Source organism: Okeania hirsuta (genome assembly GCF_003838195.1).
Taxonomy (GTDB): Bacteria; Cyanobacteriota; Cyanobacteriia; order Cyanobacteriales; family Microcoleaceae; genus Okeania; species Okeania hirsuta.
The window spans coordinates 12,847-28,852 of the sequence record NZ_RCBY01000081.1; the positions used below are offsets into that span (position 1 = coordinate 12,847).

Annotated in this window: 13 protein-coding genes; 5 read left to right on the top strand and 8 right to left on the bottom strand. The window is 34.7% G+C overall.

The features are described from left to right. Window positions 1-642: 642 nt before the first annotated feature. Together D5R40_RS35315 and D5R40_RS15230 are read right to left on the bottom strand one after the other, a co-directional pair. Window positions 643-810 (bottom strand): hypothetical protein, encoded by a 168-nt coding sequence (locus D5R40_RS35315; protein ID WP_161564755.1) that lies wholly within the window; start codon window positions 808-810, stop codon window positions 643-645. 155 nt (window positions 811-965) lie between these two features. Next, window positions 966-2,786, bottom strand: a complete 1,821-nt coding sequence (locus D5R40_RS15230; RefSeq protein ID WP_124147730.1) for a P-loop domain-containing protein — start codon at window positions 2,784-2,786, stop codon at window positions 966-968. 945 nt (window positions 2,787-3,731) lie between these two features. Here D5R40_RS15230 and D5R40_RS15235 point away from each other — a divergent pair. Next, a complete protein-coding gene (locus D5R40_RS15235) occupies window positions 3,732-4,256 on the top strand; it encodes a phycobiliprotein lyase (RefSeq protein WP_124147731.1) in 525 nt (174 codons plus the stop codon). A gap of 273 nt (window positions 4,257-4,529) precedes the next feature. On the opposite strand, the gene D5R40_RS15240 is transcribed toward D5R40_RS15235, so the two are convergent. The 3 genes from D5R40_RS15240 to D5R40_RS15255 form a co-directional block, all read right to left on the bottom strand. Beyond that, the gene (locus tag D5R40_RS15240) at window positions 4,530-5,090 is read right to left on the bottom strand and encodes a hypothetical protein (protein ID WP_124147732.1); all 561 of its coding nucleotides are present in this window, start codon (window positions 5,088-5,090) and stop codon (window positions 4,530-4,532) included. A 688-nt stretch (window positions 5,091-5,778) separates the two neighbouring features. Next, entirely contained in the window at window positions 5,779-7,368 is a 1,590-nt protein-coding gene (locus D5R40_RS15245) for a hypothetical protein (protein WP_124154850.1), read from the bottom strand. Between the two features lie 1,241 nt (window positions 7,369-8,609). Next, a complete protein-coding gene (locus D5R40_RS15255) occupies window positions 8,610-9,317 on the bottom strand; it encodes a glycosyltransferase family 2 protein (RefSeq protein WP_375339383.1) in 708 nt (235 codons plus the stop codon). A 1,199-nt stretch (window positions 9,318-10,516) separates the two neighbouring features. On the opposite strand from D5R40_RS15255, the gene D5R40_RS15260 reads away from it, so the two are divergent. After that, entirely contained in the window at window positions 10,517-11,698 is a 1,182-nt protein-coding gene (locus D5R40_RS15260; protein WP_124154848.1) for a tetratricopeptide repeat protein, read from the top strand. Between the two features lie 57 nt (window positions 11,699-11,755). Here D5R40_RS15260 and D5R40_RS15265 read toward each other — a convergent pair whose 3' ends face one another. Continuing rightward, window positions 11,756-12,943, bottom strand: a complete 1,188-nt coding sequence (locus D5R40_RS15265) for an MFS transporter (RefSeq protein WP_124147734.1) — start codon at window positions 12,941-12,943, stop codon at window positions 11,756-11,758. Window positions 12,944-13,400: 457 nt separating this feature from the next. Here D5R40_RS15265 and D5R40_RS15270 point away from each other — a divergent pair, with 457 nt between their 5' ends. Further along, window positions 13,401-13,883: a Uma2 family endonuclease gene (locus tag D5R40_RS15270; RefSeq protein ID WP_339379644.1), complete on the top strand. Its 483-nt coding sequence runs from the start codon at window positions 13,401-13,403 to the stop codon at window positions 13,881-13,883. Between the two features lie 160 nt (window positions 13,884-14,043). On the opposite strand, the gene D5R40_RS15275 is transcribed toward D5R40_RS15270, so the two are convergent. After that, window positions 14,044-14,247, bottom strand: coding sequence for a hypothetical protein (locus tag D5R40_RS15275; protein WP_124147736.1), 204 nt, complete (start codon window positions 14,245-14,247; stop codon window positions 14,044-14,046). Between the two features lie 74 nt (window positions 14,248-14,321). On the opposite strand from D5R40_RS15275, the gene D5R40_RS15280 reads away from it, so the two are divergent. Continuing rightward, window positions 14,322-14,543, top strand: coding sequence for a hypothetical protein (locus D5R40_RS15280; RefSeq protein ID WP_124147737.1), 222 nt, complete (start codon window positions 14,322-14,324; stop codon window positions 14,541-14,543). A gap of 29 nt (window positions 14,544-14,572) precedes the next feature. Here D5R40_RS15280 and D5R40_RS15285 read toward each other — a convergent pair whose 3' ends face one another. Then, the gene (locus D5R40_RS15285) at window positions 14,573-15,115 is read right to left on the bottom strand and encodes a Uma2 family endonuclease (RefSeq protein WP_124147738.1); all 543 of its coding nucleotides are present in this window, start codon (window positions 15,113-15,115) and stop codon (window positions 14,573-14,575) included. 450 nt (window positions 15,116-15,565) lie between these two features. Between D5R40_RS15285 and D5R40_RS15290 the strand changes: the two genes are divergently transcribed. Beyond that, the gene (locus tag D5R40_RS15290) at window positions 15,566-15,949 is read left to right on the top strand and encodes a Uma2 family endonuclease (protein WP_275670473.1); all 384 of its coding nucleotides are present in this window, start codon (window positions 15,566-15,568) and stop codon (window positions 15,947-15,949) included. Window positions 15,950-16,006: the final 57 nt, after the last annotated feature.

Genomic DNA, 16,006 nt, shown 5'->3' on the forward strand with positions numbered 1-16,006 from the left:
ATGTCCGCTGGGGCGCGTTTGTGTAAAACCAAGGGTGAATATCTACAGGAAATTTACGTTTTTTTCAAGCTTTTAAGCCTTCTTCCGTCTTCCTTCTTCCTTCTTTTTTACCTTCAAGCTTACAATACCGATACTACCGGACATGATATAATATCAAATCCGTTTTATTGAATATAAAAAAAATCTTCAATCGTCATAACTACGCTCATCTTTGTAATTCTCTCTCCTCCTGACTCCTAACTCCTAACTTCCCCTCCCCTCCTGGGAGGGGCGAGGGGTGGGTTGACTCCTCCTGACTTAACTATTCTATAACTGTTTAACCGGATTTGATATAATTCCTGATTTACAGCGCTTTTGCTGATTTATAAACCACATCGTCACAATCAAAACCTTGTAGGGACGTTGCATGGAACATCCCTACAGTGGTCTACCCAAATGAAAACTGCTGTAATTACCATTATTTAGGCACTTCCTCTGCTTGAGTTATATCATGTCCGGATAAGAGTATGATAAAAAAAATTTCTCTTTCTTCTTCTTTATTCCCTCCTGACTCCTGACTTATTACTCCTGACTCCTGACTCCTGACTCCTTAGTCGTTTATTTGTAACTGTTCAACCGGACATGATATTGACGTTCCAACTTCTACTTCAGTATCTTCGCCACAAAAGGTGGAGGATGACGGTCAAATTCAGCTTGAGCTTTATTCGTATAGTCCAAGGAATTTTCTAAATATTGTCCTACCGCTTCGCGATCGCGCAAATAATACAAAATTGTTGGATAAACTTGCTCCAAACTAATATCAAGTTGCACTGATTAACCACAATATAAAAAGATGAAAAAGATAGCATACTCCTCAAGAGTCATCTTATAGATGACTTAAGCTATTAGCCAATGATTTCAATCCTTGGCGAGCCATTTCATCCGCTTTTTGTGTATCCTAACTTCCAGTTCCAAATCATAATTTGTTAGGCATTTTTGTAAACCATTCCTAACAAATTATTTTTGATTTGTTTTTCCATACTTTCGATTTCAATTAATGATTCTACTTCTTGGACGATATCTTTTCGGTAAAGAAAGTCTTGAAATGCAGCATGATATATGCTATAAACTGGTTTTCCTTCTGTTTGATAAATTCGCAGAAATTGTGCCCACTCATCCAGAATTTCTTGAACTATTAAGGAAATTTCTCCACTAAATTTTGCTAACATTCTGCAGGATACTGGTTTACGAGTTTTTGTTAAGAAATATATGACTTTTAATTTAGTTACAGGCAATGGTTTGACATTCATTTTCATTCGATGCCAGTGTTGATCGTAATATTTCTCTAAACCTTGAGGTAAACTTTCTAAGTTAATATCTCTATAGTTACCTTGCTCAATATCATCAAGTACATATTTTAAGTACATGAAATTATTTTCACTATTGCTGGCTATAGATTCGACAAATTCTTCTAATGTTAAGCCTCTTTGTTCGATCCATTCTTTTACTGCTGGTCGTTTTGTGCGCAGACGAATAAATAGTTTGACATCTTCTAGACTTTCATTAGGATAAATCATTAAGTCAAAAATCTTCTGCGGTGCCGAAATGACTAACGGTAGTGGGTCAGACCTCTTAGTAAGCAGAAAATAAACTTTATTGGGTAAGTTTGCTGGTAAGTAAAGCACATTAGCCGCTCCACTTTGACTACTTAAATCGACTTCATCTAAAGCATCAACTGCAATTATGAGTTTTTCTCCTGGTGTTAGTTGGGCACTAATTTCGTTTAGTAGTTTTGATAGAAAGTTGCCATTGCTAGTGTTATCCGGATGTAATGGTAGTTCATAAGGCAAATTATAGCCTTCAATTAGCTGGGTACAGATACTCTTAAGAAAATCTTCAGCTCTAGTTCTACCTTCTGATAATAAATTGAAATAGGCAAGACAACTTGTGCGACGTACATATTCGGCTATGATTGTACTTTTGCCTACTCCTGGGTCTGCTTCGATGATAAAATATCCTTTAGATTGGTTATGGATGAAATCTTCAATGGCATCAAAAACAAAACCCCGTCCCAAAAATCCTTCAGTTTTATCTGCTATTAATGCAGCAAAGTCAGCAGGTATTACCTGACATTGTTGCATCTGTTTACGCAGCAGTAATATTAACTGTTCTAAGTGAGTATTAGCTCCACCAATACCTGCAATTATTCTGTCTATATCTTGACGGTAGTCGCCAACAAATTGATCGACTCTTCTCTCTATTTTGTTGGTCACATCAACAAGACAACTGATATCTTCACCTGCTGTTGCTAGCATATCGTGTACTAAGGCTTGAAATACTGTACTTTCTGTTCTCAGCTCGTGGCGAAATTGATGGACTGTAATTGACACTAATTTAGTTTCCACTAGCACAGATAATTCTTTTGGAGCGTGTTTGAGCCACTTATCTTTGCTTTGCAGTCTAGACATCACGACTTTCACTATTGCTTCTTCTTCTCTACCTTGAGGTAGATGAGTTATTCTTTGCTTGTGTGTTTGCACTAAATCTAGTATCATTAGTGCATCTTTCTCCATTTCTGTTAGTCTGCCTTCAATTTCAGCTTTATCTTGCCTCCACTGGGATAGTTGTTGAGATTCTTTACGAATTACCTGTAAAGCCTTACAATATGAAGTTACTAACGCTGTCTGTATTACCTGATTCTTTTCATCAGCTTTCTTTGCTGCCCACTTACTTACCCAATGCCATGTGACACTGGTTGCTTGTTCAAGTCCTGCACCCGCAAAAAGGGTTAATATCTCTATGAGCATAGTTTAGTACCCTTGACTTATACCATATTTAGTGATATATAATAATTTTAATAGCATAGCTTAAACTTAATATTTACCACAATTTGATGTTTTTGGAAAGAGTTATCGTCACAATTATGGTTTTTTAGTCCAATTGAATTCTCTTTTTTGATTCATCTACTGTTGCTGGGATCAAGCTATAGTTTGATTTTTGATTTTTTTACCTCCTAAGAAAATCAAATATATTTGGGATAATAAAAAATTCTTTGCTTGCTTATTACAGTTTTTGTTGATTAGACATCTTCAGCCAATCAATTAATTAGTTATCAGCATTTCAGCATTTCCGTACCGGAATGCTCCGCAAACAGTTTTCAGAGTGCTAAAAGCTTGGGTTTAAATCCCCTATTCTAGCTTGTCTTTTTTATCCCTATGTCTATTGTGGCTAACTTAGCTAGGAAATAATTATTTTTTACAGTTGTTTTGAAGATATGCGATCGCTATTATTTTAGTTTATGAAAATCAACCTTTAGATGAAAATTAGTAACATCAAAAAAAATACAGATTGACAATATTATACATAATTATTTAATGTTATGAGTGTTAAAATATTCAAGTTAATAATTAAGACATTACTTTCTAACTCTAATAGCCTAATACCTCATGTATTATAAATCATTCAATAGAGAAAAGCTACTAGAGGCTAAAATATATAATGTTTTTATTTTAGTAATAATAAAATTTAGCAGTTAGTAGCTCTAGATATAATAGTAACATTCGCTGCAATTCCAAAATTTGAAGCTGTTTGAGAAGCGTGCCAATTACCTATTACCCATTGACCTTCACAGATATTATTGGTATTCAATCGTTAGCGCAGCTCCCCTAGAAGGGGGCACATGATATAAGTGCCATATATGCCAATCAGTGCAACAATAGTATTGATTCAGAATTAATACTATTAGCAGGTTAATGGACATTATCGAATTTTTGCAGTTGAGTGCAGGTCAATGGTTTTCCCAACGCACGATTCACAATTTAGTTTCCGGGGAGTTGCAAGCAGGCAAATCAGAAGTAAATGTTGAAATATTAGAAAAAACAAATCCCACAGTAATCAGGTTGTGCGAACAACATCAAACTGATCCAAGTGTAGCTCAATTAGTAGGGTTGCAGATTAACTGGAATGGTACTATCAACCGAGAGCAAGTGAAAGATATAGGTGCAACAATGTTGATAGTTATTCCTAATTCTGACGACCCCCACCAAGGTAGATTATTGCAGGATAAAGGGGATGGTAAGAGTACAAATATCAGTGGTCGATATATTATGGGGAGTGATGATGTTTTAACATTTATTACTGAGTCGGAAGATTTATACGCGGAGGAACGTTTCTGGTATTTGATGCCTAATTTACGGTTACGCACCAGTGTAGTTAAAAGACCATTAGGTTTTACTCTAGCTTCTTTTTGCTCAGAAATTCGCCGAGTGAAAAATTAAACTGGATCATGTTGGTTGCTTGATCGTCAGAAAACATCTCCAAAGAAGAATCTGTAGGGGTGAGTTATTTGTATCTTACTTGATAAACTCACCCTAATATGTTATATAATGTCCGTTTAATTAGTTATATGAAATACAAAAAAATTGTGCAAATATACCAATCTCCCCATCTCCCCATCTCCCCATCTTCTCATCTTCTCATCAATCATCTGTAGCAAGAATTAACCTATTTGATTGCTCTTGTGTACTTTCTATTTTCTGCGATGCTTCTGTCTATTTAACTCGATCGGGTTTGCTCTGATTCGATCGCGATGCTTGACTTTTTTTTACAAATGCTTTTAGTTTAGTATAAAAATCAGTGTGTTTGATCTTAGACTGATTTGTTTTTACTGGAATATGCTCTACCAGGTCTTGAGCTGTATTTTTTGAGCTTGCCTTGAAGGGGTTTGAGGATGGATCGACTGATGTAGATGTAGAATACTCAGGAGGTTTGGATTCAGATAAACTAGGTAGTGTCTCTGGTTGTAAAGACTGAGTATCTATCTGAGATGTTAAATTTGTGAGAATATTTTTAGTAATAATATTTTGAAATTCAGAGTTGAAATGATAGACAGGTTGACCACGACGTTCCCATAATGTCAAGATTTGCTCAACACAGACAGCTTTGTAACGTCCAAGATATAGTGCCTCAACTACTGCTAAGAGAAGCCACTCTACTTGATACTTATTGTGCCAACGAGTAATAAGTTGCTCAGAAGTCTCATCAGCAAGGTCAAAATCATACTTATTTAATAGAGCCTCTGGTAAAGCAAATGTTGATGACTGTTCTGTCATTGGCCTTTGATTTTTTGCTAATAGATAATACCATTTTTCTTACAGCAGTTTCGGAGTTAGTGAGGTAAAATTTTTAGGACTTTAGGCAACAGCTCCGGAAGGCAACAGGCAACAGAGAATTAATAAACTGTACCTCACTATCCGGACAAAGTGCTGTAATTATTGAGGGAGATTCAATAAGAGTGGAGAATGGGGAACAAATAAAAGTTAAATGAAGTTATCAATTCACTTTCTTACATGATGAAAAAATTGATAATTAGTATCATACCATCTCCTAATCAGTGCATTATCAATAAAATATTAGATTTTTTACTTTTGACTTACATGAAACGGATACAATTCTCCTTATCCTTATAAGTAGCTGTCTTTATTTATATTTATTAGGTATTCAAGCAAACATAATATTAATTGGGGACTCCTGATCGAACTGTTAAATTACTCGCATATAATATCACAAAGGTTAAAAGTTAAAAACATTTTTTTCTTTCACTAATAATATTGCACTTTAAATCTGCCATTTTATGGGCGCTTAATTAGTGATAAAACAACTTTTTTTTCTCTTTTCCCTGTTCCATATTATTATGAAACCTTTTTTTTCTCCCTATTTCCTATTTTCTGATTATAGCAAGATTTTATGAGAGTTTATATAAGTAAGAAATAAAAAGCGAAGTTGTAAGAATAAATCAAGTTAAAACTTGCGCTCAATTTTCAAAGATTGACCAGGAGAAAGTTTTTTAATCTCAGTTGTTAAATCATACCAAGGTTGTAATTGATTGATTTGAAAAGTGCGACTCATTACAACATAAATAGAAGTTTGGTCACAACCAATAGCTGCACTAATTACATCCCACCAAGACTTAGCAAAAAGTTCGTCTGTAATATACCAAACTCCATCTTCATACTTAAAGTAACGAGTGAAGTGGAAAGGTGCATCTTGCTTACCAGTAATCAGAATTTTTTGTAATGTTTTCCGAATAAAATTGGGGAAAAAACGCCCAAAAGTTAACATGACAAACCTGAGAATGATTAACTTCAAAGGTGACATTTGAGTTTGTTTAGCCCAACCCATATTACCAGAAATAACCAATTCATCCTGAGATATTTTTATATCATAATCCCCAGTTAAATGACTAACTGCATTTAAGATTTTATTTCCTTTTTTTACTTGGAGTGATAAATGAGTATCAGAAACAACTAATTTTTGGTCGCGAAATAGCTTAAAAACACCACCTTTTTTCATACTTACATATAATTCTGTTCCAGGTCTGCGTTTAATCAAAATTTGAGCTTCTTTTAACCAAAGACTAGCAATATCACGATTCACATCAGCAGGTCTTTCTGTAATAAAATCCTGCCATGCTAAGAAATAATTCCAGGTATGATGACCGATAATATGGTCGTCTGCATAACAGGGAGCCAAACCATTTTTTAAGCCTATTAAAAATTGATCGTTAATAGACAAAGCAGCAGGCAACCATTTACCTATTAATTCAAATCCGTGGGGAAAAAAGTTATAGGTATTACGACTAGCATATTCTCCACCGAAGGAACCATCAGGATGAATAAATTGAGCAGCTAATTCTACTGCTGCGGTAATAGAATTTTTGAGTTTTTCACTGGGGTTTAATTCATAAATTCTAGCTAAACAGGATATAGTTAAAGTATGATAACCAGGGTCAAAACCAGAGTATTCTGTAAACCATCCTTCCTGACTCTGCCAACTTAATAATCTTTCCAGACGTGCTGCTTTAGTTGCCTCCCATTTTGAGGTTTCTAATAGTTTACTCAACAATTCTAAGGACAATACAATTAATGCTTCATGGTTAGCTAAATTGCCACTTTCATAATGATTTACTAACCAATCTGCTCGTTTTTCAAAAAAGCTGAGTACTTCATAGTTATTTAATCCCAATATTTGATAACTTTCAATACTAGCTAATAAAGAAAAAGCTGTTGCTCCACTAGCTCTTTCAAAAGGGAAATAATCATCACAAGAACCATCAAGATGAGCAGTGTGGGTGGCATATAAGATGCCTGCTTCTGCCCATTTATATATCATTTCTTGCAAATAAAATTGATTATTAGGAATATCTAAGTTATAAGCTAAGGCTAAAGGTAAGACGAATTCTTGAGCCATGCCACTAGGAAAATCTATAATTTTGTAATGCCAAAAATTGCGGTCGAAACAACCATAGGTAGGACTATGATAATTGCGGTCTAACAAGGTCAATATTTTAGGGATTTGAGCAAGTGCTTCTCTGGCAAATAAATCTCTCATCTGTTCTTTTTCAGTGTCAGTTATAGTATCTTTATTAGAGTCTAAATTAGACTCTGTCTTTAATAAATCAGTTTGATTGGTGATGGATGGTCGATGGTCTTGCATAGTTATATTTTTACTACTTTATGTTGTGCAGAATTTTCTCTACTTTATTTATTTGACTAAAAATTAATTTTATAGCTATGAAAAATCAGGTATTATTTTTTTTACTGTATCTTACAAGCCTAATAAAAGCTAGATAGATAAAATATTTATTCTTTTTTCTTATTCCTTTTTTTAAATGTCAGCTATGGATGAACGCTTATATTGCATTGCATATTTATATTTTCACTACTTTATATTGTGAAAATTATATTTTTTTACTAAAAATTAATTGAATAATTATTAAATTTTAGACCTCAGATATCAATTTTTTACTAAATTTAATCAACCTCATAAAATCTACATTGAGAGAGTATTTATTCTTCTTCCCTATTACCGAATAATGAATAATTAAATAATTAAATAATTAAATGATTCAGGTTGAAAGCTTCCTCTTTCAAGGGGAAAAAATTGTTTTTTTTCCCTTTAGTCAATCCTCTCCTTTTTAGGGCTATGCTTTATCAAAATCTTTCTTAACATAAAAAATTACAAAATAGACAAGTTATGTATAAGTATTTAAAAGGTTTTTGTCAGAAAAAAAGTGTATGAAAAAGTACGTTTTTTTTTGATAACTTAAGTAGTTTTTTCTATATACTATGATTCTTTCCTCCCTTCTCCCCTGCTCCCCTTCTGACCACAAGGTTTTCAGGAGTTGCTGATCAGGGATAGTTTTTAGAGAGAGGTAATTATCCATTATCCATTATCCATTATCCATTAATAAACTCTTCCCTCTTTCTTATTTTGACAATCTTGTTTTCGCATTCTTACTTGAATTTCTTCCATAATTATGCGATTTGCTGCCATTAAATCTGCTATTAAACCTAATAACCATAATTGAAATCAGACTAAGATTAAAATTGTTGCTAAAATAAAAGTTGGAACCCTAGTTTTTTTCATATCCACTAAACAAGAAAAATAACCAACGGATACCAGAAATTACTCCAAAACTAAATGGTACACTTCCTAAAATTAAGAAAAAGCGTAGGGGTTTTTCAATGATTAATAATTAATTATTGATTATTAATTATTACCTATACTTTAAAAGGAGAGGATTGACTAAAAGGAAAAATTTTTCTTTTTTATCCTTTAAAGAAAAGGCTTTAAACCTTAATTATTCGGTCAAGTAAAAAAAATCTGAGGATAGTAAAGAGCGATCGCAACACATAGGAAGGGGGACTTCTTAACAGTCGGGAAGGTCGTAATACATTATTTGTTCTGATAGGAACTGATGTTATTACCATACCTTTTTGCTCTGCTTGAATAATTGTTTCTAGGGTGTAAGTATAGGCATTAAAAACATTAAGTTGCATGGCAGTTTCTCGACTAAAAGCACAAAACACACTAGGTGCCTCAGGAATATTTGTATTACTAGCTATTCTTACTACCCAACTACCTAATTTTTGAAGTAATTTTTTAGTACGAGAAAAGTGTTTAGTTTGCCAAATTGGTCTCTCCCCAACTACAATTTCTGCCTGACCCCAAATAATAGGTTGAACTAAGTAGGGTATATCATCAGCACAATATTGATTATCAGCATCAGTATTCACAATAATATCTGTTCCTGCTTTTAGACTAGCTTCTAGACCTGCCATAAATGCTTTTGCTAAACCTTGGTTAGTGGGGAAATTCACAATATGGTCTACCCCATGTTCTTTGGCAACTTCAACTGTTCGGTCTTGACTACCATCATTGATGATTAACCATTGGATAATGTCTACTCCTGCTAACTTTCTAGGTAAAGCAGCAAGAGTTACTCCTAAAGACTCTTCTTCGTTGTAACAAGGAATTTGAATAATTAATTTTGTCATTGGACAGATATTTCTCCTAGGGGGTGTCAAAAAAATTTCAAAAAAGCAGAGGGTATTAATACCGTTTCACTAAAGTCAGAAGTCAGAACTCAGAAGTTAGAAGTGATATTTTAGGTACTTAAAACTTCTACTGTACAGTAATTTCAGTCTATTATTTGACTTCATCAGCCACCAACTATTTGTGACATTTTTTAAGTGAATTAGTATAAGGAGGTCTCCTTTCTTTTGCCTGCTTCGAGCAAAGCTGCTCTAAAAGGTTGTTAAGAGCAACTGGCCATTAAATATAGTGTTTTGGAATAGATTATCATCACTTTGTCTCTAAAGTATTAAATACTGTAGCAATAGCAATAAGTTTGATAATATTGGCCAAGTTAGGTATAAGTTAGGCCACTTGGTGCACAAAAGTTATAATTTATAACAGAAGAAATGAAGAAGGCTTTAGTTTTCTGGGAGAGAAGGAAAAATCAGACAACGCCAGATTTTTAAGCTTTTGAGATGTCTTCACCAACTTTTTCTTTGCTATAAAACAAAAATTCATCAACTTTATTAAAATTTTTTGGTTCCAAATTTTAAGTTTTACGGAAACAATTTCTGATCACAGAAAATATACATAAATAAGGTTAAATATTGAGATATAAAATTTTCTGGAAAATTGGCTATAGCAAGGAACGAGTTGGTTAGGACTTATGTTGATAATGAACCTTTAGACAGGAAAATCTTTTTCTCACAGTTCCCTGTTCCCTGCTATAATTTTGAACTTATAATTGTATTGTGGGAAATTATTTCTACTTAACCCACCCTACAGTAATCTTTAATCTTTAATTAAACACAACTTAATCAAAAAATGGTACATTCAAAATTTTGAATACTCAAATTTCTCTGAAAATGAGCAAATAAAAATGTAGCTCTTTCTCTACAGGAAATCTTTATATACTTGATTATTTGTTGCGTATTTCCTTCAAAGGTATGTTTACAAATTAAATCAGGATGCTACAATAATGATTAATATTTCAATTATTTATAGCAGAAGAAAAAATCTGGCGTTGTCTGAGTTTTAAGCTTTTGATATTTCCGCGCCCTTTCCTGCCACTGCTATAAAAGTTTTTCATCAGGGTAAGCATTTATTTCAAATAGAAAAACAATATGTCTACTAGACACCAAAGTAATTGTGCCTAGAAAAAAGCTCTGAGGAAAAAATCATGAATCAACAAAATATCTCTAGTTATGTTGGTCTCATTCAATCTTTATTAGTTTGCCCTAGTGGTGATGAAAATAAAATTTTGCAAGCTAATCAAAACTTGATAGACCATAAATTAGTTCAAGTAATGAAACAAATAGCAAAAATGAACAACAGAATTGGTAATTTGAATGCTCAATGGTTGCAAAATTTGGCGATAATGTTAGAGACTAACTTAGAATATGCTTCCCAACCTGTAAATCGGGAAATATATCGAAATTTACTCATGCAAGTTTTACAAGTAATCTCAGAGAATGAAGGAAAGCCTGAAGCGGTGTATTCTGTACTAGAATATAATCAAGATAAGCTGAATCAAAATTTCCTAACAGTGCTGCGAACTTGGCCTGGAGAAAATATCCAAAAAATGGAGCCTCAATTAGCACAAAATATTGCTCTAGATGTTGTTAATTTGAGTAACCTGATTTTACAATTTCCTTTTGGTAATCAAAGTAATAACGTAGAAATAGCAATTGTAGGCTATGAAAATGCTCTACAAGTCTTATCCCGTCAACAATTTCCGATAACTTGGGCAACTATCCAAAATAATTTGGGTACTAGCTACCATAAACGCATTGTCGGAAACCCAGAAGAAAATATCGAATTGGCGATCGCTTACTATTATCAAGCACTTCAAGTTAGGACTTACTCTACATTACCTGAAGCATGGGCAAGCACTAACAATAATCTTGGTAATGCCTATCAACAACGTAGCATGGGGAAAAGAATAGAAAACTTAGAGAATGCGATTAATTGTTATCAGAAAGCTTTAAGAGTCAGAACTCTAGAAAAGTTACCTCAAGAATGGGCGAGTATTCAAAATAATCTGGGTAGCGCTTACCACGATCGGATCGCAGGAGAGCAACAGGAAAATATTGAACAGGCGATCGCTTGTTATAATTTGGCTCTCAAAGTACGTACTCGCGAACAGTTTCCTACAGACTGGGCAACTACTCAAAATAATCTGGGAAATGCTTATCTAGATAGGATAACAGGAGATAGACAAGATAATCTCGAACAGGCTATCGCTTGTTTTGTTAGAGCGCAAGAAGTATATACTAAGGAAAGTTATCCTCTCTACTGGGAAATTATTTTCAATAATTTAGGTATCGTTTACAATGAACAGAATTTGAGAAAAGTTTGTTAGTGGTACTTAGAAATTTTACGATCAAAAAATGCTTGAGAGTTATTCTATCCTGAGCAGTTACGATGAACGCCTAATACGACTGAGTAAAATTGCTGCAACAACTGCTGTCCCTGCACTCAAATAGAAAGGTGCAGCCGGAGAAACTTGAGCATAGAGCCAGCCTGCAATCAAACTCGCAGGCAAGGCTGCTAAACCTACCAGCATATAAAACGTACCAATTTCTGCACCTCGCCGTTCTGGATGAACCAGGTCAGCTACAAATGCTTTCTGCACCCCTCGTGTCAATGTTGAATACAGCCCATAAAGAGCAAACAAACCCCAGATGGCTCCAGCCTGCTGAACCACTGCAAATCCCAGGTAGACAACTGCAAAGACTAGATAGCCGGTGATTAATAGTGGTCGCCGACCGACTCTATCTGATAAACGCCCCGCAACTAACCCCAGGCAAGTTTCAACCAAGTTAAACAGTGCATAGAGCAACAAAAGCTGTGTGCCACTGAATCCTAAACCCTGCGCCCGAATCAGCAAAAAAGCATCTGAAGAATTACCCAGGCTAAACAATCCAATAACTAATAAGTAATGTTGATAAATTGGGTTAAGTCCTCGCAGGGTAAATTGCGGTCTTTTTTTCAACTGTTCAGTTCGTGCAGTTGGTTTAGGTTCTTTAACCAGGAACAGTAGCAAGACGATTCCTAATAATGCAGGCAAAAGAGCGATCGCAAACACACTCCGATAATTTCCCGCAAACTGCTGCAAACACAGAATTCCCAGGAACGGTCCCACCACTTCTCCCACTGTTTCCAGGCTATGATGCAACCCAAAAGCTTGACCGCGTCGTTCGGGAGCGCAGTTCTCAGCAATCAAAGCATCACGGGGAGCAGCTCGTAATCCTTTCCCCACTCGATCTATTAGACGGGCTGTCAAAACATGAACCCATACTCCAGACAAAGCCAATCCTAGTTTGGACACTGCCCCCAATCCATAACCTGCAACAGCAAAGGGTTTACGTTGACCGACTCGGTCAGACATCCAGCCGGAATAGAGCTTGAGAATACTTGCCGTACTTTCTGCAATGCCTTCGACGACACCGACTGTCCAGATAGGAGATCCCAAGACGCTTGTCAGGAAGACTGGAGTCAGAGGATAGACCATCTTGCTGGCCAGATCGGTGAATAAGCTAACCAGACCAAGCACTCGAATGGTGCGATTCAGTTTGAAAGTTTGGCTGTCGATAGGATTTTGCATTATGCAATTTATTCTCAATATTACCTTTGAATCATAGCAGTTTTAGAATTGATGAGGTACACAATTCTGGAGCAATAGGGAGATTAATGTTAGAGCCAAGCCAAGCCAAAAATTTCAATCCTTGGCTAATAGCTAAAGTTATCTCAAGATGACTTAATCTGATGAAATTAGTTTGCAAATAATATCAGACATGGAGAAATTATCTTTAGAGAATAGTTGAAATTAGGTAATAAAAAATCTATTTTATCTGAGGGAAATAGGCGATCGCCAAGTCTTCCCTCCTGACTCCTGATTAATACGCTCTTTCCAATTATTGATATAATATAACAGTAAAAATAGCAGAGGGAAACTCAATGATAGCTAACCAAAATCAATTCTATGTTTCTCCAGAAGACTATTTAGCTGGAGAGCGAAAAATCCGATTAAACATGAGTATAGACAAGGCAAAATTTATGCAATGGTAGGGGCAAAGAAACCCCACGTTATTATTGCTAGTAACTTAGTCACAGAACTAAATATTCATCTGCGCGATAATGACTGTATTGTACTTACTTCCGATATTAAAGTTCGACTAGAAGAAGCTAATTGTTATTATTATCCTGATGTGGCAGTAACTTGTGATGAACGGGATTTAAGCTTAACTGAAGACTTTATTCGTTATCCGTCTTTAATCATAGAATTTTTGTCTCCAAGCACAGCTAAATTTGATAGAGGAGGCAAATTTGTTGATTATCAAACTGCTACAAGTTTACAAGAATATGTATTAGTTAGTCAGTCTGAGATGACTATAGAATGTTTTCGGAAACATGAACAAGGAATTTGGATTTCTCAAACTTATAGCAGGGGAGAAAAAGTTAATTTTGCCAGTGTAGATTTTAATTGTCAGATTGAATTAATCTATCAAAAAGTTCCTGGTATAGCCAAGATAGACAAGGATTAAAATCCTAAGCTAATTGCTAAAGTCATCTCAAGATGACTGGATTATTTATTAAGAATATTTATCTGATGAAATGAGTTTGCAAATATAGCGCTGTGCGCAGGCAACAGCTCATCTGGCAACAGCTCATCTGGGGGAATAAAAGACCGATAATACAAGACTTTTAGCTATTGGACAGTTCTTGTAATTTGTAAATATGCCAGCGCACATTGCTATAATGCAGAGATGGAGAAATCATCTTTAGAGAATAGTTGAAATTAGGTAATTTCAAATCAATTTTCTTTGAGGGAAATAGGCGATCGCTAACTCTTCCCTCCTGACGACTGATAACTGATAACTGAAATTGGCGATCGCTCCCAATTGCCACTATTCCAAATATGTGCTAAAAAATTTACATCAATCTTTATAATAGTGTATAATTAACCTATTTTTTTGTCAGCTATGGACAGAAAACTTAACATTACTATTCCAGAAGCAACAATGCAATTAATTGAGGAAACAATGCCTCAAGAAAATCTGGAGCAATTAATTAATAAAGCTCTAAATTTTTACATCAAGCAAAACTTATCAGAAAATCTCAAAGAAGAACTACGCATCGGAGCGATAAAACGAGCAAAACGTGACTTGCAATTAGCCGAAGAATGGTATGAACTAGAAGAATAAGCATGGGAAAAAATAAATCAATAAATCCTCTATTCCCCTAAAAACACATCCTCATAAATTAAATCTATAGGAAAACTAAAATTAACACTTTTCAACTCAATATTATCCCCTTCCAAATAAGAATAAAACTCCCACACTCCCTTTTCATTCAACCGAAAAGATTCAAGCATTATTTCATTAGCACTCACCAAAACATATTCTTTCAAAGTAGAAATGCGACGATAATTTTGAAATTTTTTTCCTCTGTCAAAAGATTCTGTTCCTGGAGATAAAACCTCAATAATTAAACAAGGATATTTAATCGCTTTTCTTGCCTTTTTATCTCGTTCATCACAACTAACCATTACATCAGGATAAAAAAATAGTCCTTGTTCAGATATTTCCACTTTTGCATCTGCCACTAATACTTTACAACCTTTCCCGCGCAAATGATTTTTTAATGCTGTTGTCAGATTAGCGACAATCTCACTGTGGGGAATAGTTCCCCCAGTCATAGCTATAACTTCACCGTCAATATATTCATATTTAATCGGTTGTTTTTTTTCCCATTCCAAATATTCTTGGGGAGTCATTTCAGTTATCAGTACCTCGTGGAATAAGGAGGCTTGGCATAAGGGGTATTCTCTTTTTTTCTCCTCTTAAAAGGGGAGGCTTTAGACCACAATTTTTCGGTAAGATATTGAGAGTTTTTAATTGCAATCATAATTCATGGATAATGAATAATGAAAACTATCTCTAATTATCAGTTTTTTTGATTAAACATAGCTAATATTAGACTTGTCGCTTTATAACTTCAAAAACCCCCAAAAACCTTGTTATATAAGGATTGTAGCTATTGGTGGCTAAAAAGGCCTTGAAATTATTGCTCTGTCTAGGTTGGAGCGATTTTTTCCCTCTATTTAGCGACAACTCTATTATATAATATAAAAGTCTAAATAGCAAACTAAAACTCAATGGTAGCTAACCAAAATCAATTCTATGTTTCTCCAGAAGACTATTTAGCTGAAGAGCGATAAAGTCCGATTAAAAATGAGTATAGACGGGGCAAAATTTATGCAAGGGTAGGGGCAAAGAAACCCCACATTATTATTACTCATAATTTAGACATATTATTGGGAAATCATCTTCTTGATAATGACTGTATTGTACTTACTTCCGATATTAAAGTTCGACTAGAAGAAGCTAATTGTTATTATTATCCTGATGTGGCAGTAACTTGTGATGAACGGGATTTAAGCTTAACTGAAGACTTTATTCGTTATCCGTCTTTAATCATAGAATTTTTGTCTCCAAGCACAGCTAAATTTGATAGAGGAGGCAAATTTGTTGATTATCAAACTGCTACAAGTTTACAAGAATATGTATTAGTTAGTCATATCATGTCCGGTAGCATCGGTCTTGTATAGCAAAGGTAAGGAAGAAGGAAGAAGGAAGAAGGAAGAAGAAAGAGGGAAGAGGGAAGA

Coding starts and splice junctions, on each gene's coding strand:
- D5R40_RS15230 (WP_124147730.1), bottom strand. CDS start 2,786: ATGCTCATAGAGATATTAACCCTTTTTGCGGGTGCAGGACTTGAACAA.
- D5R40_RS15235 (WP_124147731.1), top strand. CDS start 3,732: ATGGACATTATCGAATTTTTGCAGTTGAGTGCAGGTCAATGGTTTTCC.
- D5R40_RS15240 (WP_124147732.1), bottom strand. CDS start 5,090: ATGACAGAACAGTCATCAACATTTGCTTTACCAGAGGCTCTATTAAAT.
- D5R40_RS15245 (WP_124154850.1), bottom strand. CDS start 7,368: ATGAGAGATTTATTTGCCAGAGAAGCACTTGCTCAAATCCCTAAAATA.
- D5R40_RS15255 (WP_375339383.1), bottom strand. CDS start 9,317: ATGACAAAATTAATTATTCAAATTCCTTGTTACAACGAAGAAGAGTCT.
- D5R40_RS15260 (WP_124154848.1), top strand. CDS start 10,517: ATGAATCAACAAAATATCTCTAGTTATGTTGGTCTCATTCAATCTTTA.
- D5R40_RS15265 (WP_124147734.1), bottom strand. CDS start 12,943: ATGCAAAATCCTATCGACAGCCAAACTTTCAAACTGAATCGCACCATT.
- D5R40_RS15270 (WP_339379644.1), top strand. CDS start 13,401: ATGGTAGGGGCAAAGAAACCCCACGTTATTATTGCTAGTAACTTAGTC.
- D5R40_RS15280 (WP_124147737.1), top strand. CDS start 14,322: ATGGACAGAAAACTTAACATTACTATTCCAGAAGCAACAATGCAATTA.
- D5R40_RS15285 (WP_124147738.1), bottom strand. CDS start 15,115: ATGACTCCCCAAGAATATTTGGAATGGGAAAAAAAACAACCGATTAAA.